Origin of the sequence: Pusillibacter faecalis (assembly GCF_018408705.1) — a bacterium.
Taxonomy (GTDB): Bacteria; Bacillota; Clostridia; order Oscillospirales; family Oscillospiraceae; genus Oscillibacter; species Oscillibacter faecalis.
The window spans coordinates 201,143-222,566 of the sequence record NZ_AP023421.1 but is presented as its reverse complement, the minus strand read 5'-3'; the positions used below and the strand labels follow the sequence as shown (position 1 = coordinate 222,566).

The 21,424-nt window shown below is 53.0% G+C and carries 20 protein-coding genes, 1 pseudogene and 1 other annotated feature; of the genes and pseudogenes, 3 read left to right on the top strand and 18 right to left on the bottom strand.

The genetic code is table 11. From position 1 onward, the window contains the following. Nucleotides 1-145: 145 nt before the first annotated feature. From xerD to KJS55_RS15660, 8 genes are all read right to left on the bottom strand, one after another. On the bottom strand, nucleotides 146-1,027 hold the full coding sequence (gene xerD / locus KJS55_RS15695) for a site-specific tyrosine recombinase XerD (protein WP_213543814.1): 882 nt from the start codon (nucleotides 1,025-1,027) through the stop codon (nucleotides 146-148). Nucleotides 1,028-1,051: 24 nt separating this feature from the next. Then, entirely contained in the window at nucleotides 1,052-1,585 is a 534-nt protein-coding gene (locus KJS55_RS15690) for a hypothetical protein (protein ID WP_228300586.1), read from the bottom strand. 438 nt (nucleotides 1,586-2,023) lie between these two features. Further along, the gene (locus KJS55_RS15685; RefSeq protein WP_187028427.1) at nucleotides 2,024-2,425 is read right to left on the bottom strand and encodes a DUF3792 family protein; all 402 of its coding nucleotides are present in this window, start codon (nucleotides 2,423-2,425) and stop codon (nucleotides 2,024-2,026) included. A gap of 73 nt (nucleotides 2,426-2,498) precedes the next feature. Further along, nucleotides 2,499-2,870, bottom strand: a complete 372-nt coding sequence (yajC, locus tag KJS55_RS15680) for a preprotein translocase subunit YajC (RefSeq protein WP_213543813.1) — start codon at nucleotides 2,868-2,870, stop codon at nucleotides 2,499-2,501. A gap of 101 nt (nucleotides 2,871-2,971) precedes the next feature. Beyond that, nucleotides 2,972-4,105: a tRNA guanosine(34) transglycosylase Tgt gene (tgt, locus tag KJS55_RS15675; RefSeq protein WP_213543812.1), complete on the bottom strand. Its 1,134-nt coding sequence runs from the start codon at nucleotides 4,103-4,105 to the stop codon at nucleotides 2,972-2,974. Nucleotides 4,106-4,117: 12 nt separating this feature from the next. Further along, nucleotides 4,118-4,303 carry a competence protein TfoX gene (locus KJS55_RS15670; RefSeq protein WP_213543811.1) on the bottom strand — a complete coding sequence of 62 codons (186 nt, stop codon included), beginning with the start codon at nucleotides 4,301-4,303 and terminating at the stop codon, nucleotides 4,118-4,120. A gap of 56 nt (nucleotides 4,304-4,359) precedes the next feature. Next, entirely contained in the window at nucleotides 4,360-5,385 is a 1,026-nt protein-coding gene (queA, locus tag KJS55_RS15665; RefSeq protein WP_213543810.1) for a tRNA preQ1(34) S-adenosylmethionine ribosyltransferase-isomerase QueA, read from the bottom strand. Nucleotides 5,386-5,400: 15 nt separating this feature from the next. Continuing rightward, nucleotides 5,401-6,789, bottom strand: coding sequence for a SpoIID/LytB domain-containing protein (locus tag KJS55_RS15660; protein ID WP_187028439.1), 1,389 nt, complete (start codon nucleotides 6,787-6,789; stop codon nucleotides 5,401-5,403). Between the two features lie 210 nt (nucleotides 6,790-6,999). On the opposite strand from KJS55_RS15660, the gene asd reads away from it, so the two are divergent. Beyond that, nucleotides 7,000-8,091 (top strand): aspartate-semialdehyde dehydrogenase, encoded by a 1,092-nt coding sequence (gene asd, locus KJS55_RS15655; RefSeq protein WP_213543809.1) that lies wholly within the window; start codon nucleotides 7,000-7,002, stop codon nucleotides 8,089-8,091. A gap of 126 nt (nucleotides 8,092-8,217) precedes the next feature. Next, entirely contained in the window at nucleotides 8,218-9,111 is an 894-nt protein-coding gene (gene dapA, locus KJS55_RS15650; protein ID WP_213543808.1) for a 4-hydroxy-tetrahydrodipicolinate synthase, read from the top strand. A 33-nt stretch (nucleotides 9,112-9,144) separates the two neighbouring features. Here the strand turns inward: dapA and KJS55_RS15645 are convergent, their stop codons facing one another. The 4 genes from KJS55_RS15645 to KJS55_RS15630 form a co-directional block, all read right to left on the bottom strand. Further along, the gene (locus KJS55_RS15645) at nucleotides 9,145-10,254 is read right to left on the bottom strand and encodes a hypothetical protein (protein WP_213543807.1); all 1,110 of its coding nucleotides are present in this window, start codon (nucleotides 10,252-10,254) and stop codon (nucleotides 9,145-9,147) included. 146 nt (nucleotides 10,255-10,400) lie between these two features. Continuing rightward, a complete protein-coding gene (locus tag KJS55_RS15640) occupies nucleotides 10,401-12,014 on the bottom strand; it encodes an ABC-F family ATP-binding cassette domain-containing protein (RefSeq protein WP_213543806.1) in 1,614 nt (537 codons plus the stop codon). A gap of 93 nt (nucleotides 12,015-12,107) precedes the next feature. Further along, on the bottom strand, nucleotides 12,108-13,334 hold the full coding sequence (tyrS, locus tag KJS55_RS15635; protein WP_187028450.1) for a tyrosine--tRNA ligase: 1,227 nt from the start codon (nucleotides 13,332-13,334) through the stop codon (nucleotides 12,108-12,110). A 63-nt stretch (nucleotides 13,335-13,397) separates the two neighbouring features. Next, nucleotides 13,398-13,646, bottom strand: a binding site (T-box leader). Between the two features lie 142 nt (nucleotides 13,647-13,788). Then, complete coding sequence (locus tag KJS55_RS15630) at nucleotides 13,789-14,469, bottom strand: Crp/Fnr family transcriptional regulator (protein ID WP_187028452.1); 681 nt, start codon at nucleotides 14,467-14,469, stop codon at nucleotides 13,789-13,791. Between the two features lie 28 nt (nucleotides 14,470-14,497). Here KJS55_RS15630 and KJS55_RS15625 point away from each other — a divergent pair. Next, a pseudogene (locus tag KJS55_RS15625) lies at nucleotides 14,498-14,866 on the top strand (hypothetical protein); the annotation flags it as partial. Here the strand turns inward: KJS55_RS15625 and recN are convergent. From recN to KJS55_RS15595, 6 genes are read right to left on the bottom strand one after another with little or no spacing between them, the layout of a single operon-like run. After that, complete coding sequence (gene recN, locus KJS55_RS15620; RefSeq protein WP_213543805.1) at nucleotides 14,772-16,460, bottom strand: DNA repair protein RecN; 1,689 nt, start codon at nucleotides 16,458-16,460, stop codon at nucleotides 14,772-14,774. The pseudogene KJS55_RS15625 and the gene recN sit on opposite strands and share 95 nt — an antisense overlap. Before the next feature lie 34 nt (nucleotides 16,461-16,494). Next, on the bottom strand, nucleotides 16,495-16,944 hold the full coding sequence (gene argR / locus KJS55_RS15615) for an arginine repressor (RefSeq protein WP_187028456.1): 450 nt from the start codon (nucleotides 16,942-16,944) through the stop codon (nucleotides 16,495-16,497). Beyond that, a complete protein-coding gene (locus tag KJS55_RS15610; protein WP_187028458.1) occupies nucleotides 16,934-17,818 on the bottom strand; it encodes an NAD(+)/NADH kinase in 885 nt (294 codons plus the stop codon). The genes argR and KJS55_RS15610 overlap by 11 nt, the downstream gene beginning before the upstream one ends. Continuing rightward, nucleotides 17,815-18,633, bottom strand: a complete 819-nt coding sequence (locus tag KJS55_RS15605) for a TlyA family RNA methyltransferase (RefSeq protein ID WP_187028460.1) — start codon at nucleotides 18,631-18,633, stop codon at nucleotides 17,815-17,817. Before KJS55_RS15605 ends, KJS55_RS15610 begins: the two co-directional genes overlap by 4 nt. After that, nucleotides 18,623-20,482: a 1-deoxy-D-xylulose-5-phosphate synthase gene (gene dxs / locus KJS55_RS15600; RefSeq protein ID WP_213543804.1), complete on the bottom strand. Its 1,860-nt coding sequence runs from the start codon at nucleotides 20,480-20,482 to the stop codon at nucleotides 18,623-18,625. The genes KJS55_RS15605 and dxs overlap by 11 nt, the downstream gene beginning before the upstream one ends. A gap of 15 nt (nucleotides 20,483-20,497) precedes the next feature. Continuing rightward, on the bottom strand, nucleotides 20,498-21,034 hold the full coding sequence (locus tag KJS55_RS15595; protein WP_213543803.1) for a CNNM domain-containing protein: 537 nt from the start codon (nucleotides 21,032-21,034) through the stop codon (nucleotides 20,498-20,500). Nucleotides 21,035-21,424 lie beyond the last annotated feature (390 nt).

The window sequence follows — 21,424 nt, the reverse complement described above, 5'->3', positions numbered from 1 at the left end:
GCAAATGCCATGCTGCTGTTTCCACTGCGTTTTGTTTCTTGATCTTGAAAAATTTTGTCATCAGCGGAACATCAGTTGCGGCGAAGACACCGCCTGCCGCAATCAATGCGCTTATTAGCGAGATGCTAATCGCACCCTGTGCTCTTCATGCCCGCGGATGTGCTTTTTGATAGACATCTTTCAGCTGCCGTTTGATCACATGGGTGTAGATTTGCGTGGAGGAGATATCCGCATGCCCCAGCATTTCTTGAATAGACCGTAGATCCGCACCATTTTCTAACAGATGTACCGCAAAGGAGTGACGAAGAGTGTGTGGGGTGATGTCCTTTTGGATGCCGGCCTTTTCCTGATAGAATTTGATAATCTTCCAGAAGCCCTGCCGGCTCATGCGTTCACCGTTCATATTCACGAACAGGGCTTCCTCACTGCTATCAGAGATCAGTTGAGGACGTACATTTTTCACATAATCCTGAATGGCTTTGATAGCGGTGTGGTACAGCGGGATCATTCGCTCCTTGCCACGGCTTTCACAGCGGATAAAACCGCCGGCTGCATTAAAATCACCCAAATTCAAAGAGATCAGCTCACTAACCCGGATACCAGTGGCATATAGCAGTTCCAGCATGGCGTGATCCCGAAAACCCTTTGCATCCACGCACTGGGGCTGTTCCAAAAATAGCTCTACTTCTTTGCTGGTGAGAATCTCAGGATATTTTCGCTCTGCCTTCGCAGCAGTAATGCCCTTAGCAGGGTTTGATTTCATATCACGGTTTCCAACCAGAAAATTATAAAAGGATTTGACGGAGGCCAAAAACCTTGTCACAGAAGAGGCGGATTTTCCGTGTCCCTGCATCCAGTACATATAGCTGCGGATCATATCTCCGGTTGCCAAGCGAAGTCCGCAGCTCTGTGTGTTCTGCAAGTACTCTGCAAACTGGGTGACATCCCGCAAGTAGGAGCTGATCGTATTTTGAGAGGCATTCTTCTCATTTGCCAGATATGCACCATAACGGGCAATATCATCCATGTGAAGCCCTCCTCCTCAAATAACTCACACCAAAATACGGCCCAGGACCGCCTGAAGTAGCCACTGTGAAAAAAACAAATCCATACACATGCCAGCCAGCAAAATCCCAGCACATACTGCGACCCGAAGCCACCAGGTACGACCGTAAACGATAGGCGCTGTGCGCCGTCCCCTCCCAAGGGACGCTAACGCCAGTGCCGCGGAATTTCCCCACGCAGGAACGGCCAGAAGAAAAAATACCGGCAATGTCACCGCACACCGCACTCCAAAAACCGCCAGTGCAAGCAAAACACCATTTCCACCAAACGAAGCAGTAAAACAGCAGACAGAAAACGATAACGAAAAACCAAATGCTGCCGTTAAGCACGGCAGCAGCGCCACCCCAATGGATGCAAACCCAAGAAGAACCGCAAAAAGCGGATAGCGGTAATAGAGCACCAGCGCTGACAGCATTGCCTGGGGTGTCACACCGGCCTCCAGAGCCACATATCCACGCAGATACTCTGTTAGCTCCTGACCGGTAGCATCCGGAACTTTTCCTGCCAGGACCTGTCCCAAAAAAATGCCGCCCAAAAAAAAGAGGGCTAACAACACCAAACGAAGCAACAAAGATGTCTGCCCTGTGTGGCTTTGTTTCTTCCAATCCAATCTGGCTCACCTCACTGCATCCTATGCGCAGGAGCACCAGCTTATGATTGGTTGACGTAAACTATTTATGATCTTACTATAATTCAAATTTCCAGTTTTATCAAGGAATTTGGAGAAAAAAACTCCTTTTTGTTGGTTATGCCAAAATATTATGTAAATTAAATTATGTAAACTAAAGAAACAAAGTAAAATTTAAGAAGAAAAAGGACAAGATATGGTGGGCATCTTTTTCACATCTCCCCCATATCTGCCCTTTTCCGCCAACAACCAGTGATACAACTTCACGATGTGGTTTCTGTCACCCGCAAGCAGAGTCCTCCTTGATTTTTGTGAATTTTCACAAAGCTTCTATTTACGTTTGCGGCGGTGGCTCCTGCGTCCGCCCAAGATACCCGCCACTACGCCTCCTGCCAAGGCACACAGAAGCAGAATACTTCCATGACCATACCAGGTGATTCCCTGCCAGCAGATGGCTCCCGCCGCGATCAAAATTCCAGCAAAGACGAGGGTGTTGAGTAAAGCGGACGGCAGGGTTCCCCATGGAGATTGTCGTGCCGTAAGCAGTCCCCCACTCATAGCAGACAAAAAGCACAGCACTGCCGTCACAGGAAAGGCACCGCTTTCGGGTATCGCCCCTTTTACCAGCAATAATGCCAGCAGTAGAATTCCTGCAAAGTATATGCCTAGTGACAGCATGCTTCCCCTGAGGAATACGGTCCATATCGCAGCCGTAGTCTTTTTTTTGCCCATAAAAACTCCTCCCTTGCAATAGCTCGTCAATGGAGCATATTCCAAGGGAGGATGCTTTTATGATCAAATCAGCTTATTTTTCTTCATCTGTCTCAGAAGTGGTCTCCGCAGGAACCTCGGCAGGAGTTGAAGAATCAGCGCCCTCTGTAGCGGCAGACTCTTCCTTCTTTTTGGCCTCGGGCTGCTCGCCGGTCTGGACACCCACAGTAGACAATGCCCACTTGGCAAACTGTACCCGCACACGATCCTCGCTGGTCTCAATCACAAAGGTATCTTTATCAATAGACACCACCTTGCCAATAATACCGCCAATGGTGGTGATGGTATCGCCCTTCTTCAAACCATCTCGCATCTGCTGGGCCTGCTGTTTCCGCTTTTTTTCAGGTCGGATCAGCATGAAGTACAGCAGAGCGAACATTAAGACGATCATAATTATGGATTCCATGGTAAAATCTCCTTTTCATCAGCAAATTCAGAGCGAACTCAGAATGATATCCATTATACCAGAATCATCCGTTTTTGCAAGCTCTTTTTTACATATTACGCCTATACCCGCTTTTCCAGCTGGCCACTGTACTGCGCCCGAAAAGCTGCGAAGTTCCCCTCATCTAACGCCTTGCGGATACAAGCCATCAGCTCATTATAGAAATATAAGTTGTGCAGTACGGCCAGCCGCAATGCCAAGACCTCGTCCGCCTTGAATAGATGGCGAAGATACGCCCTGGAATACCGGCAGCACACCGGACAGCTGCAGTGCTCGCTGATGGGGCGCTCGTCAGCCTGGTATTTCTCATTCATGATGTTCACGGTCCCCTCCCAAGTGAAGAGCTTGCCGTGGCGGCCGTTGCGGGATGGCATGACGCAGTCAAAAAAATCAACGCCCCGGCTGACCGCCTCAATGATGTTGCTGGGAGTCCCAACTCCCATTAGATAGCGTGGCTTTTCCTTGGGCATGAAAGGCTCCACTACGTCAATCATCTCATACATGACCTCTGCCGGCTCTCCCACTGCCAGGCCGCCGATGGCAAAGCCGTCACAGTCAATTCTGGCAATCTGCTGCATGTGCCAGGCCCGCAAGTCTGCAAAGGTGGCGCCCTGGTTAATTCCAAAGAGCATTTGGTTGGGATTCACCGTGTCTGGCAGCGTGTTCAGCCGGTCGTGCTCTACCTTACACCGTTCTAACCAGCGGAGTGTCCGCTCGCAGCTAGCCCTGGCGTACTCATAAGTGGCGGGGTTCTCCACACACTCGTCAAAGGCCATAGCAATGTCGCTGCCCAGGTTGGACTGGATGCGCATGGACTCCTCGGGTCCCATAAAGATCTTGTGACCGTCAATGTGGGAGGCAAAATAGACACCTTCCTCCTTGATTTTTCGGAGAGACGCCAAAGAAAATACCTGAAAGCCACCGGAATCCGTCAGAATCGGACCGTCCCAGCGCATGAATTTGTGGAGTCCGCCCAATTTCCGAACAATTTGATCGCCGGGCCTCAGATGCAGATGATAGGTATTGCTCAGTTCAATCTGGCAGCCAACCTCCCGCAGGTCATCCGCAGAGACGCCGCCTTTGATGGCGGCCTGAGTCCCTACATTCATAAAAACAGGCGTCTGCACCACGCCGCCGTGGGTACAGGAAAACTCACCGCGCCGCGCGCGGCCTTCGGTTTTGAGAACTTGAAACATATAGAGTCTCTCCTATTTGATTTGATCGCAGCCCGTAGTCAGCGCATTGAACTGGTGAAAGCAGGCAGTCAGGTCCACATCCTGCCGGATGCGGAGGCCCCTCTGCACACCAAGCTTCCACAGCGCCTCCAGTGTCTGGATTCCGGCGCGCTGCAAGTTTCCCGCCAGCACGGGACCGAGATTGAGTAAGTCTATCAATTTCCTTAGATATCGCTCTTGACTATCCTGCTTTATGGGATGTCCGAGCAGCGGCCTCAATAGAGAAGCATCGCATCGCCAAAGCTGAAGAACCGGTAACGCTCTCTGACGGCTTCCTCATAAGCCGCCAACACATGCTCCCGCCCCGCAAAAGCGGACACCAACATGATCAGTGTACTCTCCGGCAGATGGAAGTTAGTTATCAGAGCATCCATCACCTTAAACTTGTACCCTGGATAGATATAGATATCGGTCCATCCGGCCTTGGCCTCCATGGTACCGTCCTCTCTGGCCCAGGATTCCAGAGTCCGGCAGGAGGTGGTACCGACACAGACACATCTTCCGCCCCGCGCCTTGGTACGGTTGATGAGGTCTGCCGTCTCCTGGGAGATCACGCAGTATTCGCTATGCATTTCATGATCTGTAATGTTTTTTTCCTTAACAGGTCGAAAGGTTCCAAGGCCAACATGGAGTGTGATAGAACCAATATCGACGCCCTTGGCTGCAATCGCCTCCAGCAGCGGTTTTGTAAAGTGCAGTCCCGCAGTGGGAGCTGCTGCACTGCCAACGACTTTGGAATAGACGGTCTGATACCGCTCCCGGTCTGCCAGTTCCTCCTTGATGTAGGGCGGCAGGGGCATTTTACCGAGGCGCTCTAAAACCTCCAAAAAAATGCCGTCATATTGGAAGCGGACCAAGCGATTTCCTCCCTCTACCTCACCGGCGATCTCTGCTGTCAGCTCCCCGTTTCCAAAGGAAAGTCTGGCGCCAGGATGCATCTTCCGGCCCGGGCGCACGAGACATTCCCATGTTTTGTCGCCCCGGTCAATGAGTAACAATACTTCGCAGGCGCCTCCCCCCGGAAGACGCTGGCCCAACAGACGTGCCGGGAGAACACGGGAGTCATTCAAAATCAAGCAGTCGCCGGGGTTCAGAAACTCTGGCAGCTCGTAAAAATGGTGATGCCCTATTGCCCCGTTTTCTCTGCTCAGTGTCATCAAACGGGAATTATCCCGCTTTTCAATCGGGGTTTGGGCGATCAGCTCCGGAGGGAGCTCGTAGTAAAAGTCACTGGTTTTCATATCGTTCCTATCCATTTACCAGATGGTAATATCCGTATAATAAAATTGGAGGATTTCCTCATAAGTATACCCAAGTTCTGCCATGGCCTTTGCGCCGTACTGGCTGAGCCCTACATTATGGCCGTTTCCGCTTCCGGTAATGGTAAAGGTTCCGGCGTTTGGCACAGCCGCTGTGCTGGTTCCTCCGTTCACTGTGGAAGTACCTGCGGAGGAGATCACAGATACAGAGCTTCCCTGCAAGGTACTGGTACCACCAGAGGAGATCACAGAGATACCCTCTAACGAGGGCAAGCAGGTACCAGAACCATTCACATAAACGCCGCCGGCACCACCGCTGCCGCCCTGGATGGAAAAGCGCATGCTGCTGACAGACTTTCCATAGGTGCTGCTGTAAAAGATGGTCCGGCAGGTCTCACCTGTAACAGTTTTGGTTCCTTTGGTACCAACAAAGGTGACGGCCCGCACATTGCCTGACGGTGTGTATTCTGAGACATAAACATCCTGTACCGTGCCCACATCATACCCCTTTTGATCCAGAATCCAGCTTAGCTCGTCTACGGTATATGTAACGCTCCACTGGTAATTCGGGATGCTGGTCTGGGCTTCATAAGGGTCCGACTTCCCCTTCAAATAGCCTTTGTCGGTTCCCCATACGTTTTTGGAGTCCTCCGTGGCGCCGCCGTTGGAGGCATGGTACACGGCGTCCTGAACCAGATAACCATCATAGTAGAGCATGAGGCCGGCGGTATTGTCTACCGCCTGGTTGCTCCGGTCCGTGGCGGCGGAAGAACCGCTGCCAAGTCCGTTGTAAACCTGGCAGTCCGTTCCGTTGCAAACGTCAAAGCCGTAAGTGCTGAAATGCTTGCTGTCCCGGCAGGCGTAGGTACGGGCGCAGACGGCCTGCGCCTCCAAGGCAGCCAGCGGCCAGCTTCCGCTCATCTCATACGGGATAACGCCTTTTACATACTCCTCCAAATCCACCACATTGATCACATTCAGAAGTCCGCCAGAGAGAACATACTCAAATCCGCCAGGATACCTGTAACCCCGGAACCAGGTGGCAGTGCTTCGCCCCGATGGCAGAACGCCCAGCGTATCTCCATCAGACTCATACAGGACCTCATCTGTTCCCGTGACCGTTACTTGAATGGTTCCATGGCCCGAAGGGGACATGGTAATCGTGGTCTCATCCGTCCATTCCAGAGAGACAAAATTCCGGTCACTGTCAAAATAGCCGAACTCATACCCCTCCCCCACGTCATTTTCCAGATTGGCTGAGGTCATGGCCGAGGAGCCATAACGAAGACCGACCTTGATGGTGTCGTTCACAACAGCTGAGGCGGGAACCGCGCTTAGGATAAAAAATGTCACAACAGCAAACATCGCAAGGAATCGTTTTTTCATAGAACCTCCCAACACCAGAACTCTTGACCCTGTGTTAAAAACATGGTATGATACACAAGAAAGACAAGTGTCCGCTTATCAAAAACAGCGACAATGTGCGCACAATTCTGCGTACATCATATTATAGTATATAGCGGCACAGCAATCAACCAAAAATCGACGGGATTGTGCAAGTTTTGCCATTCCGCCTGAGATTAGGAGGAATTTAGAATGAATCAGTACAAGGTTGGGATTATTGGCGGAACGGGAATGGTGGGCCAGCGCTTTATTACCCTGATGGAAAACCATCCCTGGTTCCAGCTGACTGCCATCGCCGCCAGCGGCCGCAGCGCCGGAAAGCCGTATGAGGAGGCCGTGCAGGGCCGCTGGGCTATGACCACTCCCATTCCTGAGGAGGCGAAGAAGCTGGCGGTGCTGGATGCCGACGCGGATGCAGAGAAGCTGGCTGGCATGGTGGATTTCTGCTTTTGCGCCGTGGATATGAAAAAAGAGGAAATTCGTGCTCTGGAGGAGAGATATGCGAAACTGGAGTGCCCCATCATCTCCAATAACTCCGCCAACCGCTGGACCGATGACGTCCCCATGGTAATCCCCGAGATCAACGCCGATCATATTGATGTCATTGAGGCCCAGCGCAAGCGGCTGGGAACGAAGCGTGGATTCATTGCTGTCAAGTCCAACTGCTCCATCCAGAGCTATGTCCCTGCCCTGCACCCACTGATGAAATACGGGTTGGAGCGGGCGCTGGTTTGTACTTATCAAGCAATCTCTGGTGCAGGCAAAACCTTTGAGCGTTGGCCGGAGATGGTGGACAACTGTATCCCCTACATCGGTGGCGAGGAGGAGAAATCTGAGCAGGAGCCGCTGAAGGTTTGGGGACATCTGGAAAACGGTAAAATTATCAAGGCAGAATCTCCAGTGATCACAGCTCAGTGCTTCCGGGTAGCTTGCCTGGACGGACACATGGCGGCGGTTTTCATGAAGTTCCAGGACGGTAGTAAGCCCTCCATTGAGCAAATCAAGGCGGATTGGGCGGCCTTTCGAGGGCCGGCACAGGAACTGGAGCTCCCCTCCGCGCCCAAGCAGTTCCTACACTACTTTGAGGAGGACAATCGGCCCCAAACCAAGTTGGACCGGAATCTGGAACACGGCATGGCCATCTCTCTGGGACGCCTGCGGGAGGACTCCCAATACGATTATAAATTTGTGGGCCTGAGTCACAACACGCTGCGCGGCGCCGCCGGCGGTGCGGTATTACTGGCGGAGCTGCTGTGTGCCAAGGGCTATATAGAGGCCAAGTAAATCCTGTCTACGAAAGAAAACGGATGCTCAAAGAGAGCATCCGTTTTTATTTTCCAGTAGTGCATGCGTCATCATAAGGTGTCTTTCGCCTTTTATGATTTCATTCTATGAAGGGGTTGAAGAGGTATGAAACAGCCAATTTTTAAAGGTTCCGGTGTGGCGATTGTGACGCCATTCATTCATGAAAGCGTAGATTTGGCCGCGATGGGCCGCCTTCTGGACTTCCAGTTGGAGGGCGGAACAGACGCTGTCATCGTCTGCGGCACAACAGGAGAGGCCAGCACCATGACCTATCGTGAGCGGATGCGGACCATTGAATTCTGTGTGGAGCATATTGATGGCCGGATTCCGGTAATTGCTGGAGCCGGCTCCAATAATACAGAATCTGCTCTGGCTTTGTCCAAGGATGCAGAGCGGGCCGGAGCTGATGGCTTGCTGCTGGTGACACCATATTACAACAAAGCCAGCCAGCCGGGACTCATTCGGCACTATACCTGCATTGCTGATGCGGTGAATGTGCCCATCATTCTTTATAACGTGCCCTCCCGTACCGGAGTCAATATTGCACCGGAGAGCTATGCGGAATTGTCTAAACACCCGAACATCATGGGTACCAAAGAGGCCAGCAGTAATTTCGGCAATCTCCAGAGAACCCTGAACCTCTGCCCAGAGGATTTTTATATCTGGTCCGGCAATGACGATGAGACTCTCCCCATCTGCGCATTGGGAGGCGTGGGTGTCATCTCTGTGGCGGCGAATATCCTGCCAGCGGAGATGCATGCCTTGGCATCTCTTTGTCTGGACGGAGACTTCTCTGCCGCAAGAGAGCTGCAGCTGTACTTAAAGGATTTCTGTGACACAATGTTCTGTGAGGTAAACCCCATTCCCGTCAAAGCGGCGATGAATCTGCTGGGGATGGAAGCGGGTGCCTTACGGCTTCCGCTGTACGAAGCAAACGGTATCCAGATGGAGCGTATCCGAAAAACCTTGGTCCAATATCGACTGTTGCAGGAGAGCTGAAATGAGCCGCCCGGAACGAGTTCCGGGCGGCTATTATTTCTGATTTTTTGTTGCCCATGCCTCGTAGTTGCGCAGGTTGTCCTCCAGGGATTTCGTTTCCTCATAGGGACAACTTTCGTTCCAGAATTCCATGTCCTCCTGAAACTCTGCCCCGCTGCCGCCAGTGCGGAGGGTTCCCCCCTCGGTCGTCACGAGCAGAGTGCTATCGTTCAGGTACCCATGAGTCTCTTCCAAAAAGGCGGCGATCTCTATGGCATCAAAGCTCTCATGGACAGGGCTTCCAAAGTTGATGTCAAATTCCACGCCATGTTCCCGAAGAATCGACTCTTGTCCCGCACGATCCAGAGAAAATATCTGATAATGGTATCTGGCATTTCCCTGCCCCATCCAGGGATTGTACCGCAGCAGATAGTCTGTTCCGTCTTCCCGATAAGCAAACACGGAGGTCCAGCCCACATGGTACTCTGCGGCGGTCTGACTCCAAAGAAGGCCGCCGTCCGCCGTGGTCACTTGCAGCTTATACCAGGCAGCCTGCTCCCTTTCTGGTTCCCAGAGAGTCACCAGCGCTGTGCGTTCAGCCGTGCCATCATGGTCAAAGTCATAGCGATCAGACAGGACCTCGGAGGTCTGTTCCAAGGGATTGCCAATCAGCTGTCCGCCGTCCAACAGAAAGGAACAGTGATAGGTATGCTCCCTATCTCCGCCCCGGCCAACCGTCAGAATCAAAGCATAATCTTCTTCCGGCATGCCGAAATTTTTCTCCCAGACCCCCCAAGGCTGGTCGTGTGGCAACGCAACGTGCTCTGGAATCGGTGAACCGTCGGGCAGGGTGAAATCCCAGACAGTCCAGGTGTCAGTCTCGATGATATGTACTGCTTGCCAAGTACAGGCACCGTATGCCAGAGCCAGGTAATGACTGTCCGGGGACCATAGAACGGACTGAGTACCCCATCCCCGGTCCTCCCACATTACTTCCCCGGTTTCTTGGTCCACTACCTGGATCTTTTCCGGTATCTGGATACCGTTGACAATATTGCTTGCCCCTACGATCTGGACCTCAAACTGACCGTCCGGAGAGAGTTCCTCCCCCTCTAATACTGCCAGTGGCGCGGTGGTCTGATCTGCCGCAAGATTTTCCGGCAAGTTTGCTGTGCCACACCCTGTGAGCAAAGCGAGTGTCAACGCCAAAATTCCCCATTGATGCATAAAAAACCACCCCGTTACTGAATCATTCTCAGTATACGGAGTGGTGTTTTTTATGTCAACTACAATCTGGTAACAGATCTCTGTCAGACTGCGCCGGATGCGCGCTGGCTCTCTAGATACTCCTCATAAGTGCCCAGCTTGTCAGTGAGCTTGCCGTCATGGAACTCCATGATCCGATTGGCAATGGTCTGGACAAACTCGTGGTCGTGGCTGGAAAACAACACCACGCCCTTGAAATCAATGAGGCCGTTGTTGACGGCAGTAATAGACTCCAGGTCCAGGTGGTTTGTAGGCTGATCCATCACCAGCACATTGGAGCCAAAAAGCATCATCCGCGAGAGCATACACCGTACCTTCTCGCCGCCGGAGAGGACCTTGACCGGCTTGAAGACGTCGTCACCAGAGAACAGCATCCGCCCCAGGAAAGAGCGTTTGAAGGACTCCGTGTTTTCCTCCGCGTTGTCGGCTGTATACTGCCCCAGCCAGTCCACCAGGTTCAGATCGCAGTCATTAAAGAAGGCGGAGTTATCCAGAGGGAAATAGCTGGTGGTAATGGTAGTACCCCACTTATAGGTGCCCTCGTCCGGTTCCATCTCTCCCATGATGATCTTAAAGAGTGTGGTCTTGGCGATCTCGTCCTCGCCCACAAAGGCGATCTTCTCCCCCCGGTTGACCCGGAAAGAGACGTTGTCCAGGACTTTCCGGCCATCCACAGTCTTGGAGAGGTTTTCCACTGCTAGAATCTCCTTGCCACACTCCCGGTCCATCTTGAAGCCTACAAAGGGATAGCGCCGAGAGGACGCGGGCATCTCCTCCACCGTCAGCTTGTCCAAAAGCTTTCTCCGGGCGGTGGCCTGCTTGGATTTGGACTTATTAGCGGAGAAGCGCTGGATGAAGCTTTGCAGCTCCTTGATCTTCTCCTCGTTCTTCCGGTTCTGATCCTTGATCATCCGCTGGACCAGCTGGCTGGACTCGTACCAGAACTCATAGTTGCCAACATACATCTTGATCTGGCCATAGTCCACGTCCACAATATTGGTGCACACAGTGTTGAGGAAATGGCGGTCGTGGCTGACCACCAGGGTCAGCGCCTCGCAGTCCAGCAAAAAGTCCTCCAGCCACTCGATGGCTTGGATGTCCAGATGGTTGGTGGGCTCGTCCAGGAGAATGATGTCCGGCTTGCCGAACAAGGCCTGGGCCAGCAGGACTTTGACTTTTTCCTTAGCAGTGAGGCTACTCATTTCGCTGTACAGGATGTCCCCAGGCAGCCCCAAACCCTGTAGGAGCCGGCTGGCGTCCGATTCGGCCTCCCAGCCGCCCATCTCGGCGAATTCCGCCTCCAGTTCGCTGGCCCGGACGCCGTCCTCGTCGGTGAAGTCCTCTTTCTCATAGAGGGCGTCCTTCTCTTTCATGATGTCATAGAGGTGCTGATTACCAAGGATCACCGTATCCAGCACAGTGTAGGCATCATATTGAAAGTGGTCCTGTTTCAGGATGGACATGCGCTCCTCTTTCGGGATGATGACCTCGCCGGTAGTGGGCTCCAAGTCGCCGGAGAGGATGCGCAGAAACGTGGACTTACCAGCGCCGTTGGCACCGATGATGCCATAGCAGTTGCCAGGGATAAATTTCAGATCCACATGCTTGAAAAGCGTCTGACCGCTGAAGTTCATGCTGACGTCATTGACAGTAATCATGGCTTTCATTCCTTTTCATATGAAATGCGAACAGGCGCGGAGCCACCGCCCCGCGTCTGTGTTTCGTTTTGCAGGGGGCGCTGAGAAGAGGGCTTACTCCTCCATCAACGCCTTGTGGTAGACCTTTTTGCCCTTCTTGATGACCTTGCCCTCGCCGCAACAGTCTTTGCAGCTCCAGGCGGCCTCGATGTCACCTACCTTCTGGCCGTCTACCGTCACGCCGCCCTGCTGCACCAGCCGCCGGGCCTCGCCTTTGGAAGCACAGAGGCCGCACTTGACCAACAGGGTCAGAATGTCGATCCTCTCACCATCGAAATCCTCCCGACGCAGTTTGGTGCAGGGCATATCGGCTGCATCGCCTCCAGAGAACAGCTTACGGGCTGTTTCCTGGGCTTTTTCCGCCTCGGCTTCGCCGTGGACCAGATTGGTCAGCTCATAGGCCAGAATTTCCTTAGCCTGGTTGAGCTGGCTGCCCTCCCACTGATCCATTTCGTCAATCTGCTCCAGCGGCAGGAAAGTCAGCATTCGGATACACTTGAGTACGTCCGCGTCGCCTACGTTCCGCCAATACTGGTAGAAATCATAGGGAGAAGTCTTGTTGGGGTCCAGCCAAACCGCGCCGGAGGCGGTCTTGCCCATTTTCTTGCCCTCAGAGTTCATGAGCAGGGTGATGGTCATGGCATAGGCGTCCTTGCCCAACTTGCGGCGGATCAGCTCCGTACCGCCCAGCATATTGCTCCACTGGTCGTCACCGCCGAACTGCATGTTGCACCCCACGGCCTGAAACATGTGGTAGAAGTCATAGGACTGCATGATCATATAGTTAAATTCCAGGAAGCTCAAGCCCTTTTCCATCCGCTGCTTATAGCATTCAGCCCGCAGCATGTTGTTTACAGAGAAACAGGCACCCACTTCCCGAAGAAGGTCCACGTAGTTGAGCTTTAAAAGCCAGTCAGCATTGTTGAGCATCATGGCTTTGCCCTCGCCAAACTCAATGAACCGCTCCATCTGTTTTTTGAAGCACTCGCAGTTGTGCTGAATGGTTTCCGGCGTCATCATAGATCGCATGTCACTGCGGCCAGAGGGGTCGCCGATATAGCCGGTGCCGCCGCCGATCAGGGCGATGGGCCGGTTGCCCGCCATCTGTAGCCGTTTCATGAGGCATAGGGCCATGAAGTGGCCCACATGGAGTGAGTCGGCAGTGGGGTCGAAGCCGATATAAAAGGTTGCCTTTCCGTTGTTGACCAGCTCCCGGATCTCCGCCTCGTCTGTCACCTGGGCAATGAGCCCGCGGGCCTTGAGTTCTTCGTAAATCTGCATGTTACCATCTCTCCTGCTCAAAAGTTTTCGGAACAGAATCAAAACCCTCTGTCCCGGTGGGGGACAGAGGGCGAATTTGCGTTCGCGGTACCACCTCTGCTTCGCCGCTCTCTCACGATAGCGGCCTCGGGCCGTGCCAACACACGGCGGCGCGGTAACGGGCGCTCCCGGAACACGCCTACTGAGCGGACCTGCCGCTGTTGGGGTGCCAGCTCCAAGGTGTATTCGCCGTCTGGCCCTCTCCCCTTTTCACCAACCAGGGATTCTCTGCACAGCGCCATAACGGGTACTGGTCCTCTTCCTTGCTGTATACGTAAGAAATTATATCGGATTTCGTCAGATTTGTCAATCAAAATCCCTAGATTCCCGGAAAGGTCAAGCGGTCAATCACGGCTGACCGCAGCCTCGCATTTCCGCATACAACCTTATGCGTCTTTTCCGGCCCCCTTTAATCTCAGAAAAATGGGCTTTCCAAATTCTCCTGATTGAGGGTAAAGTGATTTTTCCGTACCGTTAATAGTCCTTCCTTTTGCATTTTACTCAGCTCATTGGAAAGAGCGCTTCGATCTACATTCAAATAGTCTGCCAGCTGCTGACGGTCAAAGGGAATGGCAAAACTCCGGCTGCCATGCAGGATTGCTTGGTAGGACAGGTACGACCGCAGCCGTCCCCGGATAGATTTTGAGGAGGTGTGAAAAATTTTTCTGGACAGAGTCAGGTTCTTTTGTGCCGAGAGCGTTAGAAGATTGCGAATCAGCCTGTTATGATAGCCGCAGGCATTGGGGCACATCTCCAAAATCCGGCCCACCTGGAGGAAGAGTACCTCTGCAGACTCAGGAACCACCACGTTTACCATTAATGGTTCCCCTGGGGTGCAGGCATAGGTCTCTGCAAAAATTTGTCCTGGGCCTATGCGATCTAGAACAGTGCTATTCCCCCAAAGATCGTCATTTTCAACCAGAACACTACCAGAGAGCACAATTCCCAGGGAGGAGACTATGTCACCAGTCCGGCAGATCATCTGCCCCTTGGCATACTGGCGCCGCTCCGCCCCTAAGCAATTCAGCATCGTCTCCACCTCCTCCGGTGTGGTCCCCTGGAAGAGGATTGTTTTCGACAGGTCATAATAATCCATCATCATTTCCTCATGCGTTGTTATAACGACAGAGCTATCTTTAGGCATCAAGAACATCCATTTGGGACCGACTCTTCCCGGCTTCCTTAGTTCCAATGTCGCCAAAGTGCTGATTGAAAAGTTCGGTATTGCCGGAATTACCACGGTACAGGAGGATATCCATATAGTTTTTGGGAACCTGTGGATTCTGAAAAGAAGTAAAATCCAGCTTCGTCTACTGTATAAAAGCCAGGACATGCCCTGGCTTTTATACAGTAGACGGTCTGAAACTAAAAGGAGATCCCCACCTGGTATACGCTTTTCTACCTTTGCAGCATTTTTCGATAGGACTCTGCTTCATCCAGCAGCTCCCCAGCACTCTCCATCAGCGCGTCTGTCACCCGGTTGCCACCAGTGAGTCGGGCCAACTCTGCTTTGCGCTCCTCTCGGTTCAACAGCAGAACCTTCGTATAGGTACGACCGTCCCGCTCGCCTTTCTGTACAGAAAAGTGAGTGTCCGCCATAGCTGCCAGCTGAGGCAGATGGGTAACGCACAATACCTGTTTGCGGCGGCTCACCTGGGCCAGCTTTTCCGCTACCTTTTGGGCCGCTCGGCCGCTGACGCCGGTGTCCACCTCGTCAAAGACCAGTGTCCCAACAGCCTCTTGCTCTGCCAGTACATTTTTCAGTGCCAGCATAATCCGAGCCAATTCACCGCCAGAGGCAATCTTGGCGATGGGCCGTAGATCCTCTCCCACATTGGCGGACATTAAAAAGCGGATGACATCACAGCCGTCTGCCGCAGGCTCCTTCTCCCCAAACTCAATAGAAAAGCGGACCTTGTGCATATCCAGTTCCCGCAGCTCTTGTTGAATACGCTGCTCCAGGTCTTTTGCGGCTGCCTGACGCCGCTCAGTCAGCACGGCTCCTAACTCACAAACCCTCTGCAGAGTCTTTTTCAGCTTTTCTCCCAGCCGAACCAATGTGTCGTCTGCGGTTTCCATGGCGTCCAGTTCATTCCGACACCGTTCCAGATAAGCCAACATTTCTTCTACTGTGGGGCCATATTTTTTCTTCAAACGGTAGAGCTGGTCACATCGGCTCTCCACTGCGTCTAGCTCCCCAGGAGAAAAGTCAAATTCCTGCCGCTTTTCTCGGATAATTTCAGCAAGGTCATACGCTTCACTGTGTAGGGATTCCAAACGCTGATAGAGTTCTGAAAGTTCGCCTCCCAATGTGCGGATGCCAGACAAAGCGATCTCCGCGTCACGCAACCGGCTGACCACACCGCCAGACTCCTCGTCCCCACTGAAACAGTAGTCCGCACCTGCCAGAGCAGAGAGATATTTCTCTCCATTGCGCAGGAGATTGCGGCGGGTGTTCAGCTCATCTTCTTCCCCTGGAATCAGCTCCGCTCGCTCCAGCTCGTCGATCTGGAAACGCAGGCTATCCATCCGGCGGGCCTTTTCCGCCTCATCCATTTGTAAAGCCCTGATCTGCTCCCGAAGAGACACCATCTCTCCATATTCTGTTTGGTACGCGGAGAGCGCCTTTTCAGTCCCGCCGAAACGGTCTAAATAGGCCCCATGCTGCTCCTCATCCAGAAGCTGTTGCCCGTCATGCTGGCCGTGAATATTCAGAAGACTTTCGCCAATTTTCCGAAGTTGGGCGACTGTGACGGGCCTACCATTCACTCTGCAGACATTCTTTCCATCATTGGCAATCTCCCGCTGCATCAGCAGACTTCCATCCTCATCCGGGTACACACCGTTCTCTGCAAGGCCAGGCAAATTGGCTGAGACAGCGGAAAAGGCTGCACTGACAAAGGCCTTTTCTGCCCCAGTGCGGACCAGCTCCCGAGAGGTCCGGCCCCCCAAGACCGTACCCATGGCGTCAATGACAATAGACTTACCAGCACCCGTCTCGCCAGTCAGGGCATTGAACCCGGCGTGAAACTGGATATCCGCTTCTTCAATCACCGCGATATTTTCAATGTGCAGTAATTCCAGCATGGCGCGTTCCTCCACCCTTTCTAGGCGCTACCGATTACAGCATCTCTTTAATTTCATCACAGAACGCTGCGGCGGAATCTGTATCCCGCATCAGCAAAAAGGCAGTGTCATCGCCGGCCAGGGACCCGACCATATAGGCGATATCCATGCTGTCCAGCGCCGCGGCAGCTGCGGAAGCCAGTCCTGGCATGGTCTTTAGAACCACAATATTCTGCGCGTAGGCGATGCTGGTGATACTCTCCCGGAAAATAGTCTGTAGCTTTTCCGCAAAGTTCAACCGGGTCCGGTTGCCCGAAACGGCATATTTGTAGACACCATGGCCTGCAGGTTCCTTGATCAGATGCATCTGCTTAATATCCCGAGAAATCGTGGCCTGTGTGCTATTGATTCCCCGTTCCTGCAGACGGGTAAGCAGCTGCTCTTGCGTCTCAATATTTTCCTGGGAAATGATCTCTAAAATCATGGATTGCCGGTCATTTTTCATCGTTTAACCCTCCGGGCAGCATTTTTTGAGAAAAAATTTCACAAAAGCTCTTCTCTGATAGCCGAACCAGCTTTGTGACATGCTTGCTCTTCCGCACCAGAATTTTGTCATCCGCACGCAGGGAAAATGCCCGACTCTCATCCACAAACAGGTATACTGGCTTTCGTCCATTGCGCTCTAGTTCTACGGTCAATACATGCTCTGGAGAGAGCACATAGGCAGAAAAGCGCATGTTGTGGGTGCAGATCGGACAGACCACCATGGTCTGCGCTACTGGCTCTACCACCGGACCACCAGCGGAGAGAGAATAGGCTGTTGAGCCGGTGGGCGTTGAGATAATCACCCCATCCCCTGCAATATCGGCTAAATGTCTTCCATCTGAAGAAATTTTCAGATGGATCACATGGGAAATGGGCCCTTCCCGGATAACGGCATCATTGAGACCCAGGTTGGTATAAATCTGCTTGCCGTCCCGCAGAACACAGACATCCAGCATCATCCGGTGCTCGGTTTCAAAGTCCCAATTTTTCAGCTTCCGCAGGCTCTCCAGCTCACCGGCCTCCAGTTCTGCTACAAACCCAAGGCCGCCCATGTTGATGCCCAGCATTGGCATCCGGTTGAGCGCGGCCAGCTTTGCAAGGTGGAGGATTGTGCCGTCTCCGCCCAAGGTAATCAAGAGGTCCGCACTTTTCAGCTCCTGGGGTAAGGAACGGACCTGGTACCCGGCAAAAAGCTCGTCTTTCTGATCCTTAAAAGGAGAACAGACCACCGTTTGGAATCCCAGATCATGCAAAATCTTTTCAGCAGCCTTCGTTGTTTTCATCCCATGATCCCGGTTGGGATTTGGGCAGAGAATAATTTTCTTTGGGTTCATACCCCCGTTCCTCCCTCATTGAGGACCTGATGGGATTCCTCCACCAAGGCTTTCAAGTCAAATTCCGGCACTCCCCATAGCCCCTTTTCCAGATAGCCCAGATACTCCAGATTCCCCTCCGGACCACGGATGGGGGAATATGTCAAACCAAGAACTGTAAAGTTAGACTCCTTGGCATGTACAAGAAATTGCTCCAACACTTCTAAATGAACTGCAGGCTCCCGAACAACCCCTTTTTTACCAACTTTTTCACGGCCGGCCTCAAACTGAGGCTTGACAAGGCAAACGATATGTCCCCTTGCTTTCAGAAGTTCATGCACAGCCGGAAGGATTAGCCTCAGAGAAATAAAGCTCACATCAATCGAGACAAAATCAAGAGGCTCCGGAACCTGCTCGTCCGTCAGATAGCGGGCGTTAGTCCGCTCCAGACAAACCACTCGCGGGTCGTTTCGCAGACTCCATGCCAACTGGCCATAGCCCACATCCACCGCGTAAACCTTGGCTGCGCCGTTTTGCAGCATGCAGTCAGTAAATCCGCCTGTGGAGGCGCCAATATCGGCACAGGTGCACCCCTCCAAAGCAATCGGAAAGGAGGCCATGGCTTTTTCCAGCTTTAATCCGCCGCGGCTGACATATTTCATGGGATTTCCCCGAATCTCAATCGCTGCCTCATTGGAAATGGAAGTTCCCGGCTTGTCGACTCTCTGCCCGTTCACAAATACCAGACCGCTCATGATGGCGGCTTGTGCCCGCTGGCGGCTCTCCTGTAATCCCCGCTCCACCAGCAAGATATCCAATCGCGATTTATTGCCCATGTCCGATTGCCTCCTGAACAGCTGCCGCTACACCAGCGGCATCCAGCCCGAATCTGTGATTCAGCTCTGCTACGCTTCCCTCCGGCGCAAAGTGTTTTTCCATGTTTTTTAAAATGAGGCGGGACGGAGAGAGGCCTCCCTCTGTCAAAATTGCTGCCACTCGCTGCCCAACGCACCCAGCACCCAAGGCATCCTCCAACACCAGAAGAGGCTTCCGTTCACCAAAAAACGTGTACAGAAGGTCTCCGCTCAATGGGGAAATCTGATTGAGCTTCAACACCTCCGCGTGAATCCCTTCAGCTTCCAGAAGCTCTGCCGCTTCCAGCAGCTGATTGATTAGAATTCCATATCCCAGCAGCGTGATATCGCCGCCCTCCCGCAGGCGGACCAGCGGCTCTGCCGAGCAATCTTTCCGAAAAGCCTCCTCCCCGCCCCGGGGATATCGAACGGCCACCGGGCCATCTATTTCAAACAGTGCCCGCCGCAGCATCGTGCGCAGTTCTGCAAAACTGGCGGGGCATAAGACGGTAAAGCCTGGAATTTCTGATAAATACAGTGCGTCAAAGCAGCCGTGATGGGTCTCGCCATCGGCCCCCACAAGGCCTGCCCGGTCTACCGCCAGCACAACATGCAGCCGCTCCAGGGCTACATCGTGAATCAGCTGGTCGTACCCGCGCTGAAGAAACGTGGAGTATACAGCGAACACGGGGATCATGCCCTGTGCCGCCAGACCAGCGGCCATAGACACTCCGTGCCCTTCCGCAATGGCTACATCAAAAAAACGTTGCGGAAACTCCTTTGCAAATTCGCTCAGGCCTGTCCCCTCGGCCATAGCTGCGGTGATGGCGCATACACGCTCATCCTGAGTAGCACAGGAGATCATAGCCTTTCCAAACTGGTCGGAAAAGCTCTCGGCGGCCTCCTTTTTCAAAAGTCCAGTCTCAGGATCAAACGGAGCAATCCCGTGAAACTTTCCGGGATTCTGCTCCGCAAAGGAATACCCCTTTCCCTTCACCGTATAGACATGGACCACAACAGGACCATGCAGCTCCTGGGCCCACTGCAGTACGTCGCAAAGCCGCGGCAGATCGTGGCCGTCAATGGGTCCCAAATAGGTAAACCCCATGTCCTCAAACAGCGTGCTCCCAGGCCAGAGGGTTTTCTTCAAAGCTGTTTTCACCCGGTGGTTGAAGCGATAGAGCCCATTCTCCATGGGATGCTTTCCAAAAAGGCTCCGATACCACTTCTTAAAGTGATAATAGGCCGGTTTGCTCCGCAGCCGGCTTAAGTGGGACGGCATCGCGCCCACATTGGGAGCAATGGACATGCCGTTATCATTTAAAATCACAATCAACGGCTCGCCAGAGGCACCGGCATTGTTCAGCCCTTCGTAGGCGAGTCCCCCCGTCATGGCGCCATCTCCGATTAAGGCCAGCACACTGTAATCTTCGTTTTGTAAAGTTCTTGCCCTTGCCATACCAAGCGCTACAGAAACAGAGTTGGACGCGTGGCCGGCGATAAATGCGTCATGTTCGCTCTCATGAGGTTTCGGGAAGCCCGAGAGCCCCTGAAACTGGCGCAGGGTGGAAAATAGCTCCTGCCGGCCCGTCAACGCCTTATGGATATAGCATTGATGACCTACGTCAAAAACGAGACGGTCTACCGCTGTATCGAAGACGCGATGGATGGCCACAGTTAGCTCTACGGCCCCCAGATTGGAGGCCAGGTGTCCTCCCGTCTCTGATACGTGCTGAACCAAAAATTTCCGCAGCTCCTGGCAGAGCTGAGGAAGCTGTTCTCGTTCCAGAGATTTCACATCAGCAGGAGATTGGATGTGTTCCAAAATCATGTAAGTGCCGCCTCCTCAGCGGTGAAACAGGTGTAAAAAACGCCCTGTCCAATAAACAACGCGGGTACTTTGCCGCATAGCAAATGTTTTGGAGAGCGCTTTGCCACCAATGGTGAGTCCAGAAATCAACGCAGTTACAACTACAGAGACTAAAACACTCTGCAGATGAAGGACCTGCTGGAGCTGTACGACAATCACTGCGCCGGTGGCGCCGGATACAATGCCGCAGATGTCCCCCACCACATCGTTACAGACGCTGGACACCCTGCTTGCATTTCGCAGTAAGAAGAGTGCCTCCTTTGCGCCCCTTTCCCGATGGGCCGCCATGGAGTGAAAGGGCTTTGGATCAGCGGCTGTGGCAGCAACACCAATGACATCAAACACGATGCCAAGTCCAATAAAAAGAGTCAAAGTCAAAACCGCGACAGCTATGTCCGTGCTGTCCAGAATTGACTCTGACACCAAGCTCAGCACAGCGGACAGAACCACCGCTGTCACAAAAACGGTAAGAACCCATTTATATTGGCTATCTTCCTTTTTCGTCTTTTTCAAGAATGCAACCTCCGTAAAATACGGTTATGAAGAGATACACTTGCTGAGTCGGCGGCAGCAAAAAAGGTAAATCTTACGGCTTAGGTACGGGCTGGTTTTCCCCACGACACACCTCTCGTTGCCGATGGAGGCGGTTTCCCCTTCGGTGCCGCGGCACGCCGTTGCCGAACACGCTGCCCGACTGCCACTTAGTCCGCACTGCAATCCCTTTTTTGCCCCACGAAGACAGCCTAGGTGATTTCCACCGCAGTCCGTCCGTTTCTTTAGCCTCTTTTGCAGACCGGGTTTCAGGAGGCGATCGCGGAAAGGCTCTGGCCAGAGCGCCGCCGCGTAGTTCCTCCATTCACCCACCCCACGCAAGGCAGGCTACATCTACACACAGCGTTACGG

Bases quoted from the DNA above. Each gene is read 5' to 3' on its own strand.
- xerD (WP_213543814.1), bottom strand. From the start codon at position 1,027: ATGGATGATATTGCCCGTTATGGTGCATATCTGGCAAATGAGAAGAAT.
- KJS55_RS15685 (WP_187028427.1), bottom strand. From the start codon at position 2,425: ATGGGCAAAAAAAAGACTACGGCTGCGATATGGACCGTATTCCTCAGG.
- yajC (WP_213543813.1), bottom strand. From the start codon at position 2,870: ATGGAATCCATAATTATGATCGTCTTAATGTTCGCTCTGCTGTACTTC.
- tgt (WP_213543812.1), bottom strand. From the start codon at position 4,105: ATGTTTCAAGTTCTCAAAACCGAAGGCCGCGCGCGGCGCGGTGAGTTT.
- queA (WP_213543810.1), bottom strand. From the start codon at position 5,385: ATGAAAACCAGTGACTTTTACTACGAGCTCCCTCCGGAGCTGATCGCC.
- KJS55_RS15660 (WP_187028439.1), bottom strand. From the start codon at position 6,789: ATGAAAAAACGATTCCTTGCGATGTTTGCTGTTGTGACATTTTTTATC.
- asd (WP_213543809.1), top strand. From the start codon at position 7,000: ATGAATCAGTACAAGGTTGGGATTATTGGCGGAACGGGAATGGTGGGC.
- dapA (WP_213543808.1), top strand. From the start codon at position 8,218: ATGAAACAGCCAATTTTTAAAGGTTCCGGTGTGGCGATTGTGACGCCA.
- KJS55_RS15640 (WP_213543806.1), bottom strand. From the start codon at position 12,014: ATGATTACTGTCAATGACGTCAGCATGAACTTCAGCGGTCAGACGCTT.
- tyrS (WP_187028450.1), bottom strand. From the start codon at position 13,334: ATGCAGATTTACGAAGAACTCAAGGCCCGCGGGCTCATTGCCCAGGTG.
- KJS55_RS15630 (WP_187028452.1), bottom strand. From the start codon at position 14,469: ATGGATTATTATGACCTGTCGAAAACAATCCTCTTCCAGGGGACCACA.
- recN (WP_213543805.1), bottom strand. From the start codon at position 16,460: ATGCTGGAATTACTGCACATTGAAAATATCGCGGTGATTGAAGAAGCG.
- argR (WP_187028456.1), bottom strand. From the start codon at position 16,944: ATGAAAAATGACCGGCAATCCATGATTTTAGAGATCATTTCCCAGGAA.
- KJS55_RS15610 (WP_187028458.1), bottom strand. From the start codon at position 17,818: ATGAACCCAAAGAAAATTATTCTCTGCCCAAATCCCAACCGGGATCAT.
- KJS55_RS15605 (WP_187028460.1), bottom strand. From the start codon at position 18,633: ATGGGCAATAAATCGCGATTGGATATCTTGCTGGTGGAGCGGGGATTA.
- dxs (WP_213543804.1), bottom strand. From the start codon at position 20,482: ATGATTTTGGAACACATCCAATCTCCTGCTGATGTGAAATCTCTGGAA.